The organism is Jannaschia sp. Os4 (assembly GCF_016820245.1).
Lineage (GTDB): Bacteria > Pseudomonadota > Alphaproteobacteria > Rhodobacterales > Rhodobacteraceae > Jannaschia.
This window is the reverse complement of sequence record NZ_JAFCAR010000001.1, coordinates 663379-684389: the sequence shown is the minus strand read 5'-3', so window position 1 is coordinate 684389 and position 21011 is coordinate 663379. Positions and strand designations below refer to the sequence as shown.

Sequence of the window (21011 nt, the reverse complement as noted above, 5' to 3'; positions counted from 1 at the left end):
TTCTCTCAGTGTCCGATTTCCAGGAGGCGCCCACCTCAGCGACGGAGACAGCGTCGGGTCGCTAGAGAGGCGATGATGTAGGATCGGTGAGGGTACAGTCGAAGTACCCAGCACCGTCCGTTGACCCCACGGACGTCAGCGCCGAGCGGTCGAGAAAACGGTTCCCGTTCTCGCAGCTCGTCTCGGGCAGGAGCAGGCAACCGTGGCAGGCCGCGCCGTTCAGGGGTTCGGACGCACTGCTGACGCCGCTGCGGCACAACGGATCGGAGGCGCACCAGACGCTGTCCTCCACAGCACCGCGGATCGTCGCGGCGATTCTGTCCCGACGGCCCTGACGTTCGAGGCCGCCGAGGGTGCCGTCCGCGTCGCTCGTGGCGGTATAGACGAGAAGACCCGCCATGAAGGGATCGTCGCCGACGTAGAGCCTCTCCCGCAGCGAGGCGGCGTCGTAGCCGCAGTCGAACGAGAGGCGTCGGATGACCGCGTGGGCCAGCGAGTGAACGAGGAGATACGGCGGGGAGACGGGTGAGTACTCGACGTCGTCGCCGTAGTCGCGTTCGTGCTGGCGTCGCTTCTCCCGATCGATTTCGGCGGCACGACGGGAGACGTCCTTCCGTTCGCTCCATGACCGCACCGCCGACTCGCGCAGGCGGATGAAAATGCCTTCCCCTCTCACCTCGACCGCGGGCAGCCAGGGCAGGGCCGTCGGGGAGAGATCCGAGAACTCGCCCGGTCCGGGCTGATCGTACGAGGCGGACTGGTAGATGCGGGTAAAAGATACGAGGGCCCGAACCTCACGAAGCCTCTCCACCCGCACGACCTTGTCGATCAGGTCGGAGAGCTCGTCCGGAGCGTCCTGCGCGCGCGTCTGAAAGTCGTTTGACATCTCAGTTCCCGACAGCCGCTCGTACTCCTCGAAACGAAGGGCCTCCGCGGTCAGCTCGTCCGTCTGCTGCAGCCGTAGGCGGACGCGATCGGCATATTCGTCGGCCGTAAGACCATGTTTAGCGGCGTTCGAGGAGGCCAGCCCCGCGATCAGGGCATTCCGCATGTCGGGGTTGGCGATGAGAACGTCCCACGTCGCGCTGAGATCGCTTTGGATGTTGTCGGTCCAGGGGGGAATAGAGAGGGTCGAGAAGGTGACCGGGAAGTAGAGGTTGGAGGCGCCGCGTTGGAGCGCGCGGGGAGGTGTGTCGCAGTCCTCGTGTTCGTTGTCGATCCAGCCTCGGCGGCCCGAACAGGCTCTCCCTTCGAGAGCGGTCTTAGAGAATGCTCCCGCCATGTTGGTGATCGCACCACAGTCCTTCGCTTTGCAGACAAGCCGCAGCGACTCCAGGCCGGTTCCATCGCCACCTTCGAGGTACAGTCTGCAGCGGCGCGCATCCTCCGCCGATCCGGGCGCACACTTCGGCTCCGTCCGCGATCGACGCCGAAGCCACCAGCGCCACGGGAATTCGTCCAGGTGACCGTTCTCGCATGCGGTCACGAAGCGCGACGGAACGACGAAGACGCGCCGATCGTCAGTGCTGCAATCCTCGCACCATCGCGCCGGGTCGGTCATCTCATGGCCCCAGCGATCCGCACGGTCTAACCGACGGCATTCGGGGCAAAGCAGCCAGTTCGGAAAGCGGATCGCCGGTAGGGGACGATCGGGCGGAGTACCGTCGTCCGTCTCGGAAACGGGAGGAAGGAGAAAGAACGACTTCCCGAGCAGCTTCTGCAAGCGAACTTCGTGTACGATCTGTGGGTCGTCGTTCCCACCACTCGGCTGCGGCCACCTGTGAAGGCCGACGGCCAAAGCGGATACGGGACCGCCGCCCTTCGCACCGGCCCTGAAATCGATGATGGCGCCCGGACCGTAGCCGAGAACTTGGCTCCGACGGACCTCACCCAGTTCCTTCATTCGGCATACCCTCCCATAGCTTGAAGTGCGTCGTGGCCTCGACATTCCTCATACTGTTCGGCGTCGGGATTCCGGGTGCGGCGTCCTGGCCGAGTGCCCGTCGACGTGCGGCGACCTCAGCGGAGATTAGGAAGCTCCTGTCCGGTTTTTGGTCGTTCCAGTAGGATCCGGCTCCGGTTCCTTCACTGCGCCAGCGTCGGACGAACTCCGCCAGCTCCTCGCGTGCCTGATCCGCCTCGTTCGGATCGATCCGCCGAATGCGTTCGACGATGCGTTCAATCTCCGCTTCGATCGCGACGAATTGGGCTTCCGTCGCCGCCGGTCGATCCACGCCGACGACATGGCGGGCGAGTGCGACGAGCGGCGCATGCAGGCCCTTGTCCCTCGCCCGTGGCGCGAACGGCGTCGTGGTTGCGGGCTCGACGGCTCTGTAGAGTGCGCCGTGCCACGTCGGAAACGTCTCGAAGTAGGCGCGGTCGCGGATCTTGTTCGCGTTATAGACTGTGACCACTAGACCCGGCCGTCGGCGTCCGACGCGGCTCGTGGCCTGGATGTATTCGGACACGTACTTGGGCTGGCCATTCATCAACATGAGGCCCAGGCGGGGAATGTCGACACCTACCGAAAGCATATTGCTGGCCAGCAGAACATCGATGCCTTCCGGATCCGCGGAGGGTCGCTCGAGACGTTCCATGATGGACGGAATCTCAGATGATGCCTTGCGGCTCGTCAGTTCCTCCGGCGTCTTGACCTCCCGAAGCTCCTCGCCGTCACGTTGGAGCGCCCCGATCGTGGCTCCAACGTCGTCCTCCATCAGAACGAGCGCGCCCCCAAGAACCTTGAGGGAGTTGAAGTAGGCGACGAGCGTATCGTAGGCGTCAAGGTCCTCGCGCCCACGTACGTCCCCGCTCTTCACGCCCTGAAGCAGCGAGGCTGCGGCGAACTGCAGCGCGAACTTTTCGGACCGTCCCGCCGTAGTGATTCCGACATAGAGGCGTCCGTCGTCGTTCCTGGTCTGCGCGAAACAGGAGTTGGCCGCGTCGATCGCCGGCGGCGGGAACTGGAACGAGCGGCGATCGAAGACCTGTCTGACCTGCTCCGAACTCTGGCGGATCGTGGCGGTCGATCCGACGATCTTGGCTCGACCCGCCGACGTCGAACACAGCGCGTCAATCGCTGTCTCGTACAGCCCGACCAACGAGCCGAGCGGCCCGGCGATCAGATGCAGCTCGTCCTGGATGACGAGATCCGGCGGCTCGGACGTCGCGTGCGCGCCGAACAGTCGGCCGGTCTTCTCGTTGCGGACGATCTGCGCGAACTTGTCGACGGTGCCGATCAGCACCGACGGCGGGTCCTGGTAGATGTCGGAGTCGACCGTGGATGCCGGGATCAGGCCCTGCGGCCGCTCCGCACGGCAGGTTTCGTCCTCGCATTCGCATACGACGCGCGTGCCGCGTTCGAGCGCCTTCCAAACGACCGAACCGCCGCACACCGGGCAGCGAATGATCTGGCGCGGCGTGGACGACGGTTCACCCCCGCGGTTCAACGCTTCCTGCGCCTGCTTGAACGTGTTGGGCGTGGAGCCTTGGCCGACCCATAGACCGATGGAGAATGGTGCCGCTGCCTGTAGCTCCGCCCTCCTGACGTACTCGCAGGCGGTGACTAGCGCGGCGGCGCGCTGAAACTGCTGCACGGTAAGTGTGCGCAGCGTGTAGCGCATCAGTACGCCGACCCCTTCGCCCCTCGTCGATGAGACCAGCCGACGATGGAAGAGCGAGAAGGCCGTCAGCAAGAGATACGCCTCGGTCTTTCCGCCGCCGGTCGGAAACCATATCAGATCGAATACGTCTCGGTCCGGATGTGCGCGGTTCGCCGTCGACGCGAGCGAGAGCAGCGCGAATGCCATCTGAAACGGTCGCCACTCGAAATTGAACGCGGACGGATCGTCGTGAGTCGCCGCGTCCCGGAACCCTTTCTGCCAGGCGGCTTGAATGTACATCGATCGGTTGGCGAGCCGGAACGCTCTCAATGCGACAGGATCGTCGCGCAGCAGTTCGGTTCCCTCGTGGATGCGTCCCAAAGCCGCGTCGCAGCGCGCCAGGTTGACCTCCGCCTGGTCCGTTAGATCGTCGGGCAGGTGACCCAGCTCTGCACGCCGGGCTCCAATCCAAGCGGCGTAGCCGTCGGCGATGGCGTCCAGCGCCTCCAGCAGATCGGCTTCGGTCGCGTGCGATAACTCCAGCGCGTGCAGACGACCGAGGGAGGTCGCTTCGATATGTTCGCGTAGAGTCGGGTCGCCTTGGTCGTTCATTCCGTTGACGACGGCCCGGGGCAGCCAGGTCGTTCCGATCTCGCGAGGTGCCTGGTGCGGCGTCCAGCGCACCGAGCACGTATGTCCGACTGCGTATTCGCGAGCGTCGCGGTAGATCAGGTCGGATGTCTTGGCGTCGTCGTCGCGACCGACGTAACGCGGCGGCCGCGGGGCGAAGCGAGTTCCGTCTCGGCAGCGCGCCACTGCGGTGAACTGGAAGAACGATGCCCTCTCCCGCCCGACCAGATCGCTTACCGCCAGTTCGACGGGTCGATCGTCCGTCGCGCTGGCAGCGTCGGGTTCGTAGTGTTCGTTGACGAACTGTAGGGTCACCATAGTGCCCTCGCGGACCGAACGCGACACGGTATGCAGCGATAGGCCTTCAGCGACCGTCGATCGGTCAGCCCCGTCGCTGACCCGTATGTCGAGATCCCGTACCGCGATCAACCGACGTCGCCATGTCCGCACCCGGCCGTTCTCGTCGGTTTCCTCGGGCTCGTAGCGACCGTACTCGACATCGATTGAGAGGCGCGGTTCTCGGTCTTCGGAGACGATGAGGAACGAAAAGCCGCACGTCGACGGCTTGAAGGTTCGAATGAGTTCGATGCGCTCGTCCTGTTCGGGCTCGTCTTCCCCGTTCCCGTTCTCTCCAAAGATCGCCTCGTCCTCCCCCGGAGAGAACGTGGTCTCCTGCGGGAAGAGAATTCCCGTGAGGTACTTCGAGGTCGGCCGCTCCTCGATCAACTCGTTCGCGGCGTTGGGTCCGAGAAGGTCGATCTCGAGGCGCTCAAGAAGGATCTCACGAGTGTTCGTCATCAATACCTCCGGAAGGTACAGGGCGACAGGCCGTAGATCTGCGGCGTAAGCCAGAACCCGTTGCCGCCGGTCCGCTGGAGATCGGCCTCGCCCGAAGCGACGACGCTCGCGATCCCGATGACGGACAAATAAGGGATGAACGTAGGACGCCTGCCCTTCACAGCCGCCCCTACGCGTCCCAGATCGCGGCTAAAGGCCTGCGTGAAGGAGCCAAGACGGTTACCGTCCTCGGTCTCAAGAACGTAGCTCTTGGTCTCGGGATCGAAGCGACCGTGAGCTGGCGTCGGGAAGCGCGGGCAAAGGGCGACGACGTCGATCCTCTCGGACGAGAAGCGGTCAAGGTCGCCGATGCGTCCGACTTCGACCTGCACCCGCCCTTTCGTCCTCTTGAAAGTTCGTCCTTCCTCCGTCTGCGACGCGAACGGCATCGAGAGAACGCCTTGGACCGTCAGTGAACGCTTCGCACGCGTGGCCCCGACGAAAAGGACTCGCCCTTCCTCACTGAACCGATCGGCATCGTCGTTCTCGTCGCGGCCCCAACCCTTGTCGATGTTCAGGACGACGTCATCCGACTCCCGCCCCTTTGAGGCGTGAACCGTTCCGAGCGTCGGTCCGCGCATTCCGTATTCGAAGGAGACGAAGCGATCGAGGGCGCTGTATGCGAGCTTCTCGCGCAGAAGCGATAGCGACACCTCCTTCGACTTCGAGCGCCTGGCCGTGCGATGCAGCGCGGCCCACCGTTCATCCTCATCACCTGTGTCTCCGTCAGCATCCATTGCGAGCGGGTACAGTTCCGCTGCGCGCTCGTGGAGATCGCGGAACTCGATCTCGTCGACGAGATCGGCTCGGACGCTCCGCAGACAAAGGGCGATCCAGGGGCGCAACTGTTGGGGGAGGCCCGACATACGCAACCTAAAAGGGATTCCGGCACCACTGAGAAACCCCGCGGCCTGTGCCGCCTGAATGCGCCGGCGGAAGAGGAGTAGCTCCCGTGAGCTCTCGGAATAGCGTCGAGCCTCGAACTGTCCGGAGAGCACGGACGTGGCGGCCTCCCGGACCGTTTCCGTCTTCCCTCTGAAAGTCTCGGTATTGATCGGTGGATCAGTCAGGATACTAGTGCGGAACGATCCGAACAGCGCCTTCAATGCCGGGTTGTCGGTACGGTAGATCTGCTTGAGCTCATGGGTCTCGTACCCGGTCGAACCCTCCGGCAGAAGGTCCAGCAGACGTCGCTGCGGGCCGTCGTCGGCGTCGTAGTCATAGATTGCCTGCGCAGGGTCGTGAAAAATGGTGACGCCGCAATCGGCAGGCAGGAGAGAAATTACGCGCGCAACGAGCGATGCGCGGATACCGACGACGTCCTGCGCCTCGTCGATGATCAGATGTTCGAGCGTGGAAAGTACATCGCGCACTTCGGTCACGTTGGCCTCTATGCTCGCGAGAGCCTGTTCGACCGCCGCTTCATACCCTCCGAAGACGTCGGCGCTCTTCTTTCCCTCGAAGCCGGAACGAAGTCGCCAGGCCTGCGAGTCGATCGTTGCGATCTTGAGCCCGGATGTCGGCATGACCGCATGTCTCAGGATCCGATCGCGCAGTTCCCTGACGGCGGTCCGTGTAAAGCTCATCAGCCAGATGGCAGATGGTCTAACCGCGTCTTCGTCGACAAGTTTGCCGATGCGTGCGCATGCGACTTCGGTCTTGCCCATCCCCGGACCGGCGTTGACCAACAGTCTGGCGCCCCGTGCGGCTTCGATTACGGCTCGCTGGGCGGGATCGAAGTCAATCGACGAGGTCGCCGCAACCGCGCCGCTTTCCGGGTGCTGGACCGTCCTCAACGGCTCTTCGGCCATCCCTGTACTCAAGCGACCCCTCCCGGACACGATATGCACAAACCCCGTCGAAGAGTGATAGAACGAATGAGGGGACGCAACCGGTAGCTATGTTCGGGCAACGTAAGAACTAAGAATATTTAGGGAAAGAGAACTGGAAACAGAGCACGACAAAACCGGACTCTACGGGATGCCCTTGCGGCGCTCTGATCAACTACATGCCCTGCCCGACGACGCAATAGTGGGTGTGGAAGGCGATGGCGCGAGCCTGCGTGTCGGTGCCCTACACCGCTACGAACCGCATCGTTGAGCGTATGGCCGCCGCCGCAATGGCCTCCACTTTGGCTTGGTCATTCTCCTGCCTCTTCATGAGCGGCTTCACGTAAGCTGCCGAAGCCAGTCGGAACTCCTGACTGTGCGCTTGAGTAGCCCGCCCCAAGTGGTGCGACGTCGCGCACGCCTCCATTGCCACCACACAGGCCAGCAGCGCCGCCGGGCGCGTCCTTGACAGCGCTGGGTTGGGCAGCGCTGCCCCATCTGGCCCAACGGCGCAGACCTGGAAGCTCCCTTTCAATAAGCCGATCGCCTACATGCCGATCTTCGTCTTCATCGGCGCGCACTCCACGTGGTTCCGTAGAACCGTCCTGATATACTTAACGACGGTCGGCCCCAGGGTCGGGGCATGCATCGCATCAGTTCACCCCCTTACAGGGCCGGTATGCAGATCAGGGCTGTCAATTTGCACCCGCAGCGAACGACCGCTTCCCGCCCGCTTCTCAAGCCCCCGCCCGCTCCGCCGCCCGGTCCACCGCGTCCCTGAGCCGCCGCTCCAGCGCCTCCTGCTTGCCCTTCGACCAGATCTTCAGCCCGAACAGGTCCTTGACGTAGAACACGTCGACCACCTGCGCCCCATACGTCGCCACGACCGCTTGGTTGATCGTCACGTTGGCCGCCGCAAACGCTGAGGTGAGGTCGTAGAGCAGGCCGGGGCGGTCGCGGGTGTCGACCTCGACCACGGTGAAGATCTCGGAGGCGTCGTTGTCGAAGGACACGGAGGTGGGCACGCGGACGTCGCGGTAGCGGGTCTTGATCTCGCGCCCCTCCAAGGCGTCGCGGGCCACGACCTCGCCGCGGAGCGTCTTCTCGATCATGCCGCGCAGGCGGGGCAGGCGGGCCGGGTCGAAGGGGTGGCCCTCGCGGTCCTGGAGCCAGAAGGCCATCGTGGCGAAGCCGTCCTTGGAGGTGTGCGAGCGGGCGTCGACGATGTTGGCGCCCACGAGGCTGAGCGCGCCGGCGAGGCGGGCGAAGATGCCGGGGTGGTCGTGCAGCGCGAAGAGGGCGCGGGTGGCGTCGCGGTCCTCGTCGGGCTCCAGCTCGACGCGGACCTCGCCCTCGGGGAGGTCCTTGAGCAGGTGGGCGAAGCGGGCCTGCGCCGCCGTGGGGATGCCCTGCCAGTAGGGGCCGTAGTGGCGGGCGAGCTCGGCCCGGAGGTCGGCCTCGGGCCAGTCGGGGAGGGATTCGCGGAAGAGCTGGCGCGCGCGCTCCTCGCGGGTCTCGCGGTTGACGTCCTCGAGGCCGTTCTCGAGGGCGGCGGCCGTGGCGCGGTGCAGCGCGCGCAGCATCTGGGCCTTCCAGTTGTTCCAGACGCCGGGGCCCACGCCGCGGATGTCGCAGACGGTGAGGACGGTGAGGAGGTCGAGCCGCTCGCGGGTCTTCACCGCCTTGGCGAAGTCGCGGATCGTGCGGGGGTCGGCGATGTCGCGCTTCTGGCTCATGTCGGACATCAGCAGGTGGTGGCGGACGAGCCATTCGACGGTCTCGGCCTCGCGCTTCTTGAGGCCGAGGCGGGGGGCCACCTCGCGGCTGATGCGGGCGCCGAGGATCGAGTGGTCCTCGGCCCGGCCCTTGCCGATGTCGTGGAGCAGGCAGGCGACGTAGAGGACGCGGCGGTTCACGCCCGCCTGCAGGATGCCGGAGCAGAGCGGCAGGCTCTCGGTCAGCTCGCCGCGCTCGATCTGGGCGAGGGTGGAGACGACTTGGATCGTGTGCTCGTCGACCGTGTAGCGGTGGTAGAGGTTGAACTGCATCATCGCGACGATGGGCGCGAACTCGGGGATGAAGGCGGAGAGGATCTCCAGCTCGTTCATGCGGCGCAGCGCGCGCTCGGGGTTGCCGTGCCGCAGCAGCGTGCCGAGGAAGATGCGCGCCGCCTCGGGGTCGGCGCGCATGGCAGGGTCGATGCGGTGGCGGTTGGCCGTCAGCAGGCGCATCGCGTCGGGGTGCAGGAGCAGGCCGGTGCGCAGCGCCTCTTCGAAGATGCGCAGCAGGTTGAGCGGGTCGGCGAGGAAGGTGGCCTCGTCGGAGACGGTGAGGCGGCCCTGCTTCTCGGCGTAGGGCGGCTTGACCTTGCGGCGGCGCAGCAGCCCGAGGAGGCCGGGGGCGCGCTTCACCTCGTCGGCCTCCAGCGCCACCAGCAGGATGCGGGTCAGCTCGCCCACCTTGGTGGCGTGGCGGAAGTAGGCCTGCATGAAGTGCTCGACCGCGCGGCGCCCGCCCCGGTCCTGGTAGCCGAGGCGGGCGGCCACCTCGACCTGCATGTCGAAGGTGAGGTGGTCGGCTGCGCGCCCGGCGATCAGGTGGAGGTGGCAGCGCACGCACCACAGGAAGCGCTCGGCGGCCTCGAACTGGGTGAACTCGGTGCGGGTGAACACGCCCAGCGACATCAGGTCCGCCTTGGTCCGCACGCCGTAGCGGTACTTGGCCATCCAGTAGAGCGCCTGCAGGTCGCGCAGCCCGCCCTTGGCCTCCTTGACGTTGGGCTCCAGCACGTAGCGGGCGCCGCCCTGCTTGGCGTGCCGGTCGGCGCGCTCGGCGAGCTTGGCCTCGATGAACTCGGGCGCGGTCCGGGCGAAGAGGTCGCGGCGGAGCGTCTCGTCCAGCTCGGCGGCCAAGGCGGCGTCGCCGCAGACGAAGCGCTGCTCCACGAGGGAGGTGCGGATCGTCATGTCCTCGCGGGCGAGGCCGACGCAGTCGCGGACCGTGCGTGTGGCGTGGCCGACCTTCAGCTTGAGGTCCCACAGCACGTAGAGCACCGACTCGACCATGCTCTCGGCCCACGGCGTGACCTTGCCGGGCACGAGGAACAGCAGGTCGACGTCCGAGTGCGGCGCCATCTCGCCGCGCCCGTAGCCGCCGACGCCCAGCACCGCGAGGCGCTCGCCCGTCGTGGGCACGGGGTTGGGGTGCAGGGCGCGGGCCACGTCGAGGGCCGCCCGGACGAGCCCGTCGGTCAGCCACGCGTAGGCGTGGGTCACGCGCCGGGCGGCGGTCGGATGGGCCGCGAACCCGTCGCGGATCGCGTCCCGTCCCCGGTCGCGCGCCTCCGCCAGCACCGCCGTCGCGGCGCGGCGGCGGGCGGCGGGGTCGGGCGCGGAGGCCAGCGCCGCCTCCAGCCGGACGGCGAGGGCGGCGGCGTCGAGGATCGCCTCGGGCGGCGCGATGAGCGAGACGGGCGGGGCGGGGGGCGCGGCCTCCGCCGCCCGGTCAGGAGCCGAAGCCACCGAAGCTGCTGGGCGCGGGCGACACGATGCGCGACGTGCCGCTCGTGACCTGCGCGACGGCGAGGCCCCGGTCGTTGGTCCCGTCCGGCCGGAGGCGGAAGATGCCGTTGGTGCCCGCGAAGCCCGTGCCGCGCGTCAGCGAGCGCCGCCCCACGGTCTCGCCGCGGCGGGCGATGGCCCCGATGGCGGCCATGCCGTCGTAGGCGAGCCCCGCGAGGGGGTGCGGCTCGCCTCCGTAGGACGCGGCGTAGCGCGAGCGGAACGCGGCCAGCGGCGCGGGGTCGGGCAGGGCGAACCAGCCGCCCTGCAGGCCGGGCAGCTGCAGCGTCTGGGCGGGCACGTCCCAGCGGGCGAGCCCGAGGAACTTGACCGCGTCGCCGCCGATGCCCGCCTCGGGCAGGAGCTGGGCGAGGATCGGCAGCGCGCCCGCGCTGTCCGCCGTCAGGAACACCGCGTTGGTGGCGGTGCTCTCGACCTGCGCCTTGACGGTCGGGACGGCGGCGACCACGCCCTCTTGGCTGAAGCCGTAGGGGACGGAGCCGGTGATCTGCGCGCCGGTGCCGCCGGCGACCGAGACGATGGCGTTCTGCGCGATCTGGCCCGACGGGGTGTTCGGATGCGTGACGAGCACGCGGTTGCGCCCTTGGGCGGCCGCGAAGGACAGCAGGCGCCGGGCGGTGTTCTGGAAGGTCGAGCCGAGCACCCAGACGTTGCCGCCCGCCACGGAGGTGTTGTTCGAGAAGGACAGGACGGGCACGCCCGAGCCGGCCGCCGCGACGCCTGCGGCGGCGGCGTTGTCCGCGTAGAGCGGGCCGAGGATCACCTGCGCGCCGCCCGCGACGGCCTGCTGCGCGGCGGACTGGGCGCCCGCCGGGGTGCCTTGGGTCGGCAGCACGGTCAGCTCGATCCGGGCGCCCTCGATGTCCGCGAGCGCGAGCCGCGCGGCGTTCTCCAGCGAGCGGGCCAGCGTGGCGTCGCTGCCGCGGGCCGAGCCGTAGGGCACGAGCAGCGCGACCCGCGTCGGCCCCTCGGAGGCGACGCCCGCGCCGCCCCCCCCGCCGCCGATGCCGCCGACTTGGCACCCCGCGAGGACGCCCGCCGCCACGAGGCCGAGGGCCGCGCGGCGGGTCGTCCGCAGGGCCGGGGCGGCGGGACGCAGGCGCGCCGAGAGGCGACGGAGGAGGGAGTGGGGCATGGCGCGGCTCCGGCAGGAGGCCGGGGTCGGCTTGCGCCCGCCCGGCGTTGTGGTTCACGGAACGGTTAGTGCGGCGGACCCCGCATTGTAAACGTGCCGGAGGCGACATGAGCGATGCGCGCCACACCCCGCCGCCCGGCGGCGCGACCGTCGAGCCGGGGCTCCATCTGGTCTCCGTCCCCATCGGCGCCGCGCGGGACGTGACCCTGCGCGCGCTGGACCTCCTCGCCGGGGCGGACGTGCTCGCGGCGGAGGACACGCGCTCGCTGCGGCGCCTCCTCGAGATCCACGGGATCGCCTTGGGGGACCGCCCGCTCGTAGCCTATCACGAGCATTCGCCGCCCGCCGCGCGCGCCCGCCTCGCCGCCGCGCTCGCCGGGGGGCGCAGCGTCGCCTACGCGTCCGAGGCGGGGACGCCGCTCGTGGCCGATCCCGGCTTTCGGCTCGGGGCCGAGGCGCGGGCGGCGGGCGCGGTCGTGCGCGCCGCGCCGGGGGCGAGCGCGGTGCTGGCGGCGCTGGTGGTGGCGGGGCTGCCGACGGACCGGTTCCTGTTCGCGGGCTTCCTGCCGCCCAAGCGCGCCGCCCGGCGCGCGGCCTTGGCGGAGCTGGGCGGGGTGCGCGCGACGCTGGTCCTGTACGAGTCGCCCAAGCGCGTGGGCGCGATGCTGGCCGACGCGGCGGAGGTGCTGGGCCCGCGCGAGGCGGCGGTGTGCCGGGAGCTGACGAAGCGGTTCGAGGAGGTGGCGCGGGGGACGCTGGCCGAGCTGTCGGCGCGCTACGGCGCGGAGGCGGCGCGGGGCGAGATCGTGGTGGTGATCGACCGCGGCGCGGCGGCGGAGCCCGGCGAGGGGGAGGTGGAGGCCGCGCTCGCGGAGGCGATGGATCGAATGAGCGTCAAATCCGCGGTGAAAGAGGTTTCCGAACGGACCGGGATGGCGCGTAAGCAGGTCTACGAGATGGCGCTGCGGATGAAGGACCGGACCGATGACGATGACGATCGAGAGGCGTAGGGCGCGGGGCAGCCGGTCGTGGCATGCCGGGCGCTCCGCCGAGGCGCAGGTCGCGCGGCATCTGGAGCGGCGCGGCTGGGCGCCCTTGGCCGCGCGGTGGCGCGGCGCGGGCGGCGAGATCGACCTGGTCCTGCGGGACGGCGGGACGACCGTCTTCGTCGAGGTGAAGGCCGGTCCCGACCATGCCTCCGCCGCGGCGCGGGTCTCGCCCCGGCAGGTGGCGCGGCTGATGGATGCGGCGGGGGAGTTCATGGGCACCCTGCCGGACGGGCTGCTCTCCGACGTGCGGTTCGACGTGGCGCTGGTCGACGGGCAGGGCCGGATCGAGGTGATCGAGAACGCGCTGGCGGGGTGACGTCCGCGCGGCGCCACCGGTCCGGCTTGTCGGTCGCGCGGCGCCGGGCCATCTGTGGTCCAGTTCTCCCGACCGCCGCAGGCCCCCGATGACCGCACCGCTCCAGATCGCCTTCCAGATGGACCCGATGGGGGGCGTGGACATCGACGCCGACAGCACGTTCCGCCTCGCCCTCGAGGCGCAGGAGCGGGGGCATTCTCTGTTCCACTACACGCCGGGCATGCTGGCCTACGTCGAGGGCCGGATCGTCGCGCGGGGGCAGGCGATGGAGGTGCGGCGGGCGCGCGGCGACCACGTGACCTTCGGCGCGGTGGAGGAGCGGGACCTGTCGGGGATGGACGTGGTCTGGCTGCGGCAGGATCCGCCCTTCGACATGGGCTACATCACCACGACGCACCTGCTGGACCGCATCCACCCCGGCACGCTGGTGGTGAACGATCCGACATGGGTGCGGAACTGGCCCGAGAAGCTGATGGTGCTGGACTTCCCGGACCTGACCCCGCCGACGGCCATCGCGCGCGACCTCGACGTGCTGCGCGACTTCAAGGCGCGGCACGGGGACGTCATCCTCAAGCCGCTCTACGGCAACGGCGGCGCGGGGGTGTTCCGGCTGCGGGAGGACGACCGCAACCTCGCCTCGCTCCACGAGACCTTCGGGGCCATCAACCGCGAGCCGCTGATCGTGCAGAAGTTCCTGCCCGCCGTGTCGAAGGGCGACAAGCGGATCATCCTCGTGGACGGCGCGCCCATCGGCGCGATCAACCGGGTGCCCGCGGCGGGCGAGGTGCGCTCGAACATGCATGTGGGCGGGCGGCCCGAGAAGGTCGGGCTGACCGCGCGCGACCGCGAGATCTGCGAGCGGATCGGCGGCGTGCTGCGCGAGAGGGGGCAGGTGTTCGTGGGGATCGACGTGATCGGGGACTACCTCACGGAGATCAACGTGACCTCGCCCACGGGCCTGCAGGAGCTGGAGCGGTTCGACGGGACCAACGGCGCGGGGCTGATCTGGGACGCGATCGAGCGGCGGCGGGCGGGCCGTGGTTGAACCCGCGCGGGCGCGGCGGTATCGCCGCCGGTGTTCCGCGAGAGGTTGGCCCATGTCCATCGACACCGAGACCGCGCGCCGCGTCGCGCATCTGGCCCGCATCCGGGTGGAGGAGGACCGCCTCCCCGCGCTGGCCGGCGAGTTCAACGCGATCCTCGGCTTCATCGAGCAGTTGCAGGAGGTGGACGTGGACGGCGTGGAGCCGATGACCTCGGTCACGCCCCAGCGGCTGAAGCGGCGCGAGGACGTGGTGACGGACGGCAACCAGCCCGAGGCGGTTCTCGCCAACGCGCCGGACGCGCGGGAAGGGTTCTTCGCGGTGCCGAAGGTGGTGGAATGAGCGACCTGACCGACCTGACGCTGGCCGAGGCGCGCGACGCGCTGCGCTCGGGCGAGACGAGCGCGACCGCGCTGACGGAGGCGTATCTGGAAGCCGTGGAGGGCGCGGACGCGCTGAACGCGGTGGTGCACAAGACGCCGGAGGTGGCGCGCAGGCAGGCCGAGGCGGCGGACGCGCGGATCGCGCGGGGCGACGCGCCGGAGCTGTGCGGCATCCCCATCGGGGTGAAGGACCTGTTCTGCACCGAGGGTGTGGCGTCGCAGGCCGGCTCGCGCATCCTGCAGGGCTTCGCGCCGCGCTACGAATCCACCGTGACCGACAAGCTGTTCACGGCAGGGGCGGTCATGGTCGGCAAGCTGAACATGGACGAGTTCGCGATGGGCTCGTCCAACGAGACCTCCACCTACGGCCCCGTCACGAACCCGTGGCGGGCGGGGAACTCGGACGCGGCGCTGACCCCCGGCGGCTCGTCGGGCGGGTCGGCGGCCGCCGTGGCCGCGCGGCTCTGCGTGGCCGCCTTGGGCACCGACACGGGCGGCTCGATCCGCCAGCCCGCCGCCTTCACCGGGACGGTGGGCGTGAAGCCCACCTACGGGCGGGTCAGCCGCTGGGGCATCGTGGCCTTCGCCTCGTCCCTCGACCAAGCCGGGCCGATGACGCGCACCGTGCGCGACGGCGCGATCCTGCTGGGCGCGATGGCCGGGCACGACCCGAAGGATTCGACCTCGGCCGACCTGCCGGTCCCGGACTTCGAATCGGCGCTCACCGGCGACGTCCGCGGCAAGGTCATCGGCATCCCCAAGGAGTACCGGATGGAGGGGATGCCCTCCGAGATCGAGCAATTGTGGCAGGACGGTGTCACGATGCTCCGGGACGCGGGCGCCGAGATCCGCGACATCTCGCTGCCCCACACGAAGTACGCGCTGCCCGCCTACTACGTCGTCGCGCCCGCCGAGGCGTCGTCCAACCTCGCCCGCTACGACGGGGTCCGGTTCGGCCACCGCGCGGCGCTCGATCAAGGCGACGGCATCGTCGACATGTACGAGAAGACCCGCGCCGAGGGCTTCGGCGACGAGGTGCAGCGGCGCGTCATGATCGGCACCTACGTGCTCTCGGCGGGCTTCTACGACGCCTATTACAATAGGGCGCGCAAGGTCCGCACGCTCATCAAGCGGGACTTCGAGCAGGTGTTCGACGCGGGCGTCGACGCCATCCTGACGCCCGCCACGCCGTCCGCCGCCTTCGAGTTGGGGCAGGCGCAGGACGACCCGATCCAGATGTACCTCAACGACGTGTTCACCGTGACGGTTAACATGGCGGGGCTGCCCGGCGCGGCGGTCCCCGCGGGGCTGGACCGGCGGGGCCTGCCGCTGGGCCTGCAGATCATCGGGCGCCCGTGGGACGAGGCGGGTATGATGAACGTGGCACAGGCGATCGAGGATCGCGCCGGGTTCGTCGCGCGGCCCGAGAAGTGGTGGTAGGCTGACCGGAAAAAGAACCGGAGCAGTCCATCCATGCGAGCGATCCTGGCGGCCTTGGCCGGCAGCGCGGCGTTGGCCGCCTGCAACTCGATCCCCGACAGCGGCGCCCCCGCCGCGACCCCCTTGGACGGGCGCGCCTCGCCCGCCGTGGCGGTCGTGCGCCCGCCCGCGACCCCGCCCGCCGTCGCGGCGGAACGGCCTATGCGCTTGGCGGCCCGTACCCCGGTGCCGCCCCGCCTCGAGCCGGAGCGGCCCGTCCCCGCGGCCCCGCCGGCGCAGGTGGCCCGCGCCCGCAGCCAGCCCGCCGTCTCGGCCCCGCCCCGCGCGGTCGCGTCGCCCGCGCCCGCCCCGGACGGCGCGGCGCGGACCCGCACCGCCTTGGCCCGCACCGCCGCGCCGAAGCCCGCCGCCTCGGCCACGGTCTCGGCCTCGGCCTCGGCCGCCGCGCCGGTCGTCCCCGTCGCGCAGCGGGCGCCCGCCCCGGCCGCGCCGCGTGCCACGCTCGACCGGGACAACGCCGGCATCAGCGACGAGCAGGACTTCGAGGCGGTGTCCGCGCGCCGCGGCATCGAGGCCGACGCCGCCCGCCTCGCGGCGGCGCGCCAGCAGTATCAGCTCGTCACGCCGACAGAACTGGAGCGCGGCGAGGGGCGGGGGCCGAACATCGTGGCCTACGCCTTGGAGCGGGCCCGGCCCGTGGGCGCGGGCGGCTACCGGCGCAATCCGTTCAACTCCCCGCGCAAGCACGAGGAGCGATGCGGCGGCTACCGCACGGCGGACGTCGCGCAGGAGGAGTTCCTCGCCGCAGGCGGGCCGCAGCGGGACCGGCTGAACCTCGACCCGGACGGGGACGGGAACGCCTGCGGGTGGAACCCCGCGACCTACCGGGCCTTGGTGGACCAGTGACCCGCCCGGTGCGTCCGTCGCCCAACCACGGGCCGCGCCCCGAGGGCGCGCCGGTGGACCTCGTGGTGATCCACTACACCGCCATGACGGGCGGGTGGGGGCCGTCGCTGAAGCGGCTGACGGACAAGGAGTCCGGCGTCTCGGCGCATTGGCTCATCGGCGAGGGGGGCGAGTGCTTCCAGATGGTCGACGAGTCGCGACGCGCGTGGCACGCGGGCGTCGGCACGTGGGGGGGCGACGGGGACGTCAACTCGCGCTCGGTGGGGATCGAGCTGTCCAACGACGGGGCCTCGCCCTTCGCCGCCGCGCAGATGGACGCGCTCGAGGAGTTGCTGCGCGGGATCATGGACCGGCACGGTATCGCGCCCGAGGGGGTGATCGGCCACTCCTGCAGCGCGCCGGGGCGCAAGATCGATCCCGGCCCGCGGTTCGACTGGCGGCGGCTCGCGCGGTCGGGGCTGGCGGTGTGGTCGGACCTCGACCCGTCCGCGCCCAGCGCCGCGCCGGACGAGACGACCTTCCGCGACGACGCGCGGATCGCGGGGTTCGACGCGCACCAGCCGATCGACATCCTGCTGGAGTCGGTGCGCCTGCGGCATCGCCCGTGGCTGACGGGGCCGCTGTCGCCGGCCGACATGGCGGCGATCGCCGACGTCGCGACGCGCTGGCCCGCCGCGGGGCACATGCGGGCGTGGCGCTCGCCCTTGCTTGACCGGCGGGGGCGCCGGGCCTAGGCCGCGCGGCGGCGGGGGGCCGGGCGGCCGCGGGGAAACCCGAGGAAAGTCCGGACTCCACGACGAGACGGTGCCGGGTAACGCCCGGGCGGAGAGATCCGACGGACAGCGCCACAGAGAACAGACCGCCCCGCACGCGGGGTAAGGGTGAAACGGTGGGGTAAGGGCCCACCGGGGGGGCGGCGACGTCCCCCGCATGGCAAGCCCCACCGGGAGCAATGCCGAATAGGGGTCCCGCGCCGAGAGGCGGGCGCGCGTCGCGCCGGGGATCCGGGTTGGCAGCTTCAGGCGGCGGAGCGATCCGCCGTCGAGATGAATGGTCGCCGCCTTCCGGCCCTCGGGCCGGGGGGGACAGAATCCGGCTTACAGGCCCCCCGCCGCTCGGGCCGCCCCCTCGCGCATCGCCGGGTTTGTTAAGATTCGGTGAACGAATCGTTCGGATGCGAGTTATCGTGATAGCCGAGACTGCGGGAGATGGGCCGCCCTTGGAGATCCAGACCGACACCGACCGCCACATGCGCGCCGACCGGCGCGTCCCGTCGCGCGGCCTGGTCGAGGCCGCGCGCGGCGCCGACTCCCCGGTGGGCCTCGTGGCGACGGACGGGCGGCTCGGGTATCTCGGTCCCCGCCTCCTGACGGCCTTGGGGTTCGGGCGCCGCGACGACCTCGAGGGGCTGCACCTCACCCATCTGTGGCGCCACGACATCCGCGACCGCGCGCGCGGCGCGCTGGCGCGGGCGTCCGGCGGGCGCGTGGCGCATGTCGAGATGGACCTCGCGTGGCTGGACCCGGAGGGCGGCGACTGCGCCATCACCCTCGAGCCGATCCCCGACGAGCCCGCGTGGCTGCTGCTGCGCCTCGACTGCGCCTGAGGGCGCGCCTCCGCCGCCCCGCTTGACACTTACAGGCCCCCGCGTAGAAGGCGGACTTCGGATTTCCGGGGCCGCCATCCGCCCCGCACGGGAGCAGAGACATGGCGAAGCCGACCACCATCAAGATCCGCCTCAACTCGTCCGCCGGGACGGGCCACTTCTACGTCACGAAGAAGAACGCGCGGACGATGACCGAGAAGATGACCATCCGGAAGTACGACCCCGTCGCGCGCAAGCACGTCGAGTACAAGGAAGGCAAGATCAAGTGAGGCCCCGCCTCGCGCGCTGATCGGAGGGGCCCCGCGGGGCCCCTTTCTCGTCGGGGGCAGGGCGCGGAGGCCCCTGGCCATGACGGCCCCGCCGGCTCGCAGGCCCCCGCGCCGCCGTTTCGCGCTGGGTGGCGCGGCCCCTCGGCCTATCTCCGGACCCATGCCGCCCACCGTCGCCCTTCGCCCCGCGACCCCCGCCGACCTGCCCGCCGTCGACGGGCTGCTGGCGCGGAGCTATCCGCAGCTCCTGAAGGGCGACTACCCGCCCTCCGTCCTCGTCGCGGTCCTGCCCGCGATCAGCCGGGCCAAGCCCGCCCTCCTCGCCTCCGGCACCTACTGGCTGGCCGAGGCCGACGGCGCCGTCCTCGCCTGCGGGGGCTGGACCGCCGCCGCGCCGACGGACGGGGGCCGCGCCGCCGGCATCGGCCATGTCCGCCACGTCGCCACCGATCCCGCCCACACCCGCCGCGGCTTCGCCCGCGCCGTGATGGCCCGCGCGATGATGCAGGCGGCGGGGGCGGGGGTCCGCACGATGGAATGCCTCTCGACCCGCACCGCCGTGCCGTTCTACGCCGCGATCGGCTTCCGCTGGCAGGAGGAACTGGACGTGGCCATCGGCGGGGCGATCCCCTTCCCCGCCATCCGCATGACTGCGCGCCTGCGAACCGATCCCGTGCGGGGATCGGCCTAACGCGCGGCCCGGCCGCGGCCCACATCCGGAGCGACCCAGAGACAGGAGGCCCCCATGGCCGACAAGCGCATGACCGGCCTGCACCACGTGACCGCGATCAGCGGCCCGCCGCAGGCCAACGTCGACTTCTTCACCAAGCTGATGGACCAGCGCCTCGTGAAGAAGACGGTGAACTTCGACGACCCCGGCACCTACCACCTCTACTACGGCAACCAGACCGCCGACCCCGGCACGATCCTGACCTTCTTCCCCTTCGAGGGCGTGCCCCGCGGGCGCCCCGGCCCGGGGATGGCGTCGGCCTACTCCTACGCGGTGGGCGACGCGGTGTTCGGCGACGTGCTGGCCGAGATGCGCGCGCGCGGCGCGGGCGTGAGCGGGCCGGAGGAGCGGTTCGGCCAGCAGGTCGCCTCCGTCTCCGACCCCGACGGCGCGACGGTGGAGCTCGTGGCCACGCCCGGCGCCCACGGCCCGGCCGAGGGCGGCTTCCACGGCGTGACGCTGTGGCAAGACGACCTCGCCCCGACGCAGGCCCTGCTGGTCGACCGGATGGGCTACGAGGAGGTCGGCTCCGAGTCCGGCGACGGGTGGGAGCGGCTTCGCCTCAAGGCCCCCGGCGATGCGCGCGGTACCGTGGTGGACCTCTTCCGCCGCGACGGCGCGCCCCGTGGGCAGCAGGGAACCGGCACGATCCACCACGTGGCCTTCCGCGCCGAGGACGACGCCGACCAGCTCGACTGGCGCGAGCGGATGCTGGAGGCCGGGATGCAGGTCACGCCCGTGATCGACCGGCAGTACTTCAACGCGATCTACTTCCGCGAGCCGGGCGGCGTCCTGTTCGAGATCGCCACCGACCCGCCGGGCTTCACCCGCGACGAGCCGCTGGAGTCCTTGGGCCAGTCCCTCAAGCTGCCCGAGCAGTACGAGGGCATCCGCGACCGGATCGAGGCGGCGCTCCCGCCGATCACCGCATGAGCGCCCTCTACCGGGCCGGGGACGGGGCCGCCCCGCGCGGCCTCGTCCTGATCCACGGGCGGGGCGACAGCGCGCGCGGCATCGCGGGCCTCGCCGCGCCTTTGGGCGTCGTCGACCGCCGCATCGCGCTGCCGGAGGCGGAGGGCAACTCGTGGTGGCCCACCTCCTTCCTCGCGCCTGCGGCGCAGATGGCGCCGTGGGTCGCGCGCGGCCTCGACGCGGTGGACGCGGCCGTCGACGCGCTCGGCCTGCCGCGCGGCGACGTGGCGGTGGCGGGCTTCAGCCAAGGCGCCTGCCTCGCGTTGGAGTGGGCGGCGCGGCGGGGCGCCGGGGTCGGCGGCGTGATCGCCTTCTCCGGCGGGCTCGTCGGCACGTCCGACGCGCCGGGCGAAATCTACGGCCACGGCGAGAAGGCCTTCGACTACGCGACCGACCTTTCCGGCGTCCCCGTCCTCGTCACCTGCCACGAACGCGACCCGCACATTCCCCTCGCCCGCACCGAGCGGTCGGTGGAGGTCCTGCGCGCCCTCGGCGCGGAGGCCCGGCTGATCGCCCATCCCGGCGCGGGGCATCAGCCGATGGCGGACGGGATCGCGGTGGCGCGGGAGATGCTGGGTTGACGCCCCGGCTCGGCGCCCGGCGCGAAACGACCGCGCAGCGGTCCGCGCATCGCCGGGCCGCCCCCCGGCCCGGCGATCCCGTGCCGACGGCGCTCGGCTGGA

At 70.5% G+C, this 21011-nt stretch carries 17 protein-coding genes and 1 other RNA gene; 13 read left to right on the top strand and 5 right to left on the bottom strand.

Annotation, left to right across the window (positions count from 1 at the left end; all coding sequences use genetic code 11):
- Positions 1–61: 61 nt before the first annotated feature.
- From JQC91_RS03525 to JQC91_RS03505, 5 genes are all read right to left on the bottom strand, one after another.
- Positions 62–1903: a DUF1998 domain-containing protein gene (locus tag JQC91_RS03525; protein WP_203285372.1), complete on the bottom strand. Its 1842-nt coding sequence runs from the start codon at positions 1901–1903 to the stop codon at positions 62–64.
- On the bottom strand, positions 1887–5030 hold the full coding sequence (locus JQC91_RS03520; RefSeq protein WP_203285371.1) for a helicase-related protein: 3144 nt from the start codon (positions 5028–5030) through the stop codon (positions 1887–1889). Before JQC91_RS03520 ends, JQC91_RS03525 begins: the two co-directional genes overlap by 17 nt.
- The gene (locus tag JQC91_RS03515; protein WP_203285370.1) at positions 5030–6880 is read right to left on the bottom strand and encodes a UvrD-helicase domain-containing protein; all 1851 of its coding nucleotides are present in this window, start codon (positions 6878–6880) and stop codon (positions 5030–5032) included. Before JQC91_RS03515 ends, JQC91_RS03520 begins: the two co-directional genes overlap by 1 nt.
- 755 nt (positions 6881–7635) lie before the next feature.
- Positions 7636–10419, bottom strand: a complete 2784-nt coding sequence (locus JQC91_RS03510) for a [protein-PII] uridylyltransferase (protein ID WP_203285369.1) — start codon at positions 10417–10419, stop codon at positions 7636–7638.
- Positions 10403–11614, bottom strand: coding sequence for a penicillin-binding protein activator (locus JQC91_RS03505; RefSeq protein WP_203285368.1), 1212 nt, complete (start codon positions 11612–11614; stop codon positions 10403–10405). The genes JQC91_RS03510 and JQC91_RS03505 overlap by 17 nt, the downstream gene beginning before the upstream one ends.
- A 107-nt stretch (positions 11615–11721) precedes the next feature.
- On the opposite strand from JQC91_RS03505, the gene rsmI reads away from it, so the two are divergent.
- The 13 genes from rsmI to JQC91_RS03440 all read left to right on the top strand — a co-directional run bounded on the left by rsmI (position 11722) and on the right by JQC91_RS03440 (position 20909).
- Complete coding sequence (gene rsmI, locus JQC91_RS03500; protein ID WP_203285367.1) at positions 11722–12624, top strand: 16S rRNA (cytidine(1402)-2'-O)-methyltransferase; 903 nt, start codon at positions 11722–11724, stop codon at positions 12622–12624.
- Positions 12599–12979 (top strand): YraN family protein, encoded by a 381-nt coding sequence (locus JQC91_RS03495; protein ID WP_238941253.1) that lies wholly within the window; start codon positions 12599–12601, stop codon positions 12977–12979. The genes rsmI and JQC91_RS03495 overlap by 26 nt, the downstream gene beginning before the upstream one ends.
- An 88-nt stretch (positions 12980–13067) precedes the next feature.
- Positions 13068–14024 carry a glutathione synthase gene (gene gshB / locus JQC91_RS03490; protein WP_203285366.1) on the top strand — a complete coding sequence of 319 codons (957 nt, stop codon included), beginning with the start codon at positions 13068–13070 and terminating at the stop codon, positions 14022–14024.
- A 52-nt stretch (positions 14025–14076) separates the two neighbouring features.
- Positions 14077–14364, top strand: a complete 288-nt coding sequence (gatC, locus tag JQC91_RS03485) for an Asp-tRNA(Asn)/Glu-tRNA(Gln) amidotransferase subunit GatC (protein ID WP_203285365.1) — start codon at positions 14077–14079, stop codon at positions 14362–14364.
- Complete coding sequence (gene gatA, locus JQC91_RS03480; RefSeq protein ID WP_203285364.1) at positions 14361–15845, top strand: Asp-tRNA(Asn)/Glu-tRNA(Gln) amidotransferase subunit GatA; 1485 nt, start codon at positions 14361–14363, stop codon at positions 15843–15845. The genes gatC and gatA overlap by 4 nt, the downstream gene beginning before the upstream one ends.
- A gap of 33 nt (positions 15846–15878) precedes the next feature.
- Complete coding sequence (locus tag JQC91_RS03475) at positions 15879–16751, top strand: hypothetical protein (protein ID WP_203285363.1); 873 nt, start codon at positions 15879–15881, stop codon at positions 16749–16751.
- Positions 16748–17485, top strand: coding sequence for an N-acetylmuramoyl-L-alanine amidase (locus JQC91_RS03470; RefSeq protein ID WP_343069894.1), 738 nt, complete (start codon positions 16748–16750; stop codon positions 17483–17485). Before JQC91_RS03475 ends, JQC91_RS03470 begins: the two co-directional genes overlap by 4 nt.
- Before the next feature lie 11 nt (positions 17486–17496).
- An RNA gene (gene rnpB, locus JQC91_RS03465) (RNase P RNA component class A) lies at positions 17497–17867 on the top strand.
- Positions 17868–17970: 103 nt separating this feature from the next.
- Positions 17971–18357, top strand: a complete 387-nt coding sequence (locus JQC91_RS03460; protein ID WP_203285362.1) for a hypothetical protein — start codon at positions 17971–17973, stop codon at positions 18355–18357.
- A 101-nt stretch (positions 18358–18458) separates the two neighbouring features.
- A complete protein-coding gene (gene rpmG, locus JQC91_RS03455; protein ID WP_203285361.1) occupies positions 18459–18626 on the top strand; it encodes a 50S ribosomal protein L33 in 168 nt (55 codons plus the stop codon).
- Between the two features lie 160 nt (positions 18627–18786).
- Positions 18787–19317: a GNAT family N-acetyltransferase gene (locus tag JQC91_RS03450; protein ID WP_203285360.1), complete on the top strand. Its 531-nt coding sequence runs from the start codon at positions 18787–18789 to the stop codon at positions 19315–19317.
- A gap of 54 nt (positions 19318–19371) precedes the next feature.
- The gene (locus JQC91_RS03445) at positions 19372–20289 is read left to right on the top strand and encodes a ring-cleaving dioxygenase (protein WP_238941252.1); all 918 of its coding nucleotides are present in this window, start codon (positions 19372–19374) and stop codon (positions 20287–20289) included.
- Positions 20286–20909, top strand: coding sequence for a dienelactone hydrolase family protein (locus JQC91_RS03440; protein ID WP_203285359.1), 624 nt, complete (start codon positions 20286–20288; stop codon positions 20907–20909). Before JQC91_RS03445 ends, JQC91_RS03440 begins: the two co-directional genes overlap by 4 nt.
- The last annotated feature ends 102 nt before the right edge of the window (positions 20910–21011 follow it).

Coding starts and splice junctions, on each gene's coding strand:
- JQC91_RS03525 (WP_203285372.1), bottom strand. CDS start 1,903: ATGAAGGAACTGGGTGAGGTCCGTCGGAGCCAAGTTCTCGGCTACGGT.
- JQC91_RS03520 (WP_203285371.1), bottom strand. CDS start 5,030: ATGACGAACACTCGTGAGATCCTTCTTGAGCGCCTCGAGATCGACCTT.
- JQC91_RS03515 (WP_203285370.1), bottom strand. CDS start 6,880: ATGGCCGAAGAGCCGTTGAGGACGGTCCAGCACCCGGAAAGCGGCGCG.
- JQC91_RS03505 (WP_203285368.1), bottom strand. CDS start 11,614: ATGCCCCACTCCCTCCTCCGTCGCCTCTCGGCGCGCCTGCGTCCCGCC.
- rsmI (WP_203285367.1), top strand. CDS start 11,722: ATGAGCGATGCGCGCCACACCCCGCCGCCCGGCGGCGCGACCGTCGAG.
- JQC91_RS03495 (WP_238941253.1), top strand. CDS start 12,599: ATGACGATGACGATCGAGAGGCGTAGGGCGCGGGGCAGCCGGTCGTGG.
- gshB (WP_203285366.1), top strand. CDS start 13,068: ATGACCGCACCGCTCCAGATCGCCTTCCAGATGGACCCGATGGGGGGC.
- gatC (WP_203285365.1), top strand. CDS start 14,077: ATGTCCATCGACACCGAGACCGCGCGCCGCGTCGCGCATCTGGCCCGC.
- gatA (WP_203285364.1), top strand. CDS start 14,361: ATGAGCGACCTGACCGACCTGACGCTGGCCGAGGCGCGCGACGCGCTG.
- JQC91_RS03475 (WP_203285363.1), top strand. CDS start 15,879: ATGCGAGCGATCCTGGCGGCCTTGGCCGGCAGCGCGGCGTTGGCCGCC.
- rpmG (WP_203285361.1), top strand. CDS start 18,459: ATGGCGAAGCCGACCACCATCAAGATCCGCCTCAACTCGTCCGCCGGG.
- JQC91_RS03450 (WP_203285360.1), top strand. CDS start 18,787: ATGCCGCCCACCGTCGCCCTTCGCCCCGCGACCCCCGCCGACCTGCCC.
- JQC91_RS03445 (WP_238941252.1), top strand. CDS start 19,372: ATGGCCGACAAGCGCATGACCGGCCTGCACCACGTGACCGCGATCAGC.
- JQC91_RS03440 (WP_203285359.1), top strand. CDS start 20,286: ATGAGCGCCCTCTACCGGGCCGGGGACGGGGCCGCCCCGCGCGGCCTC.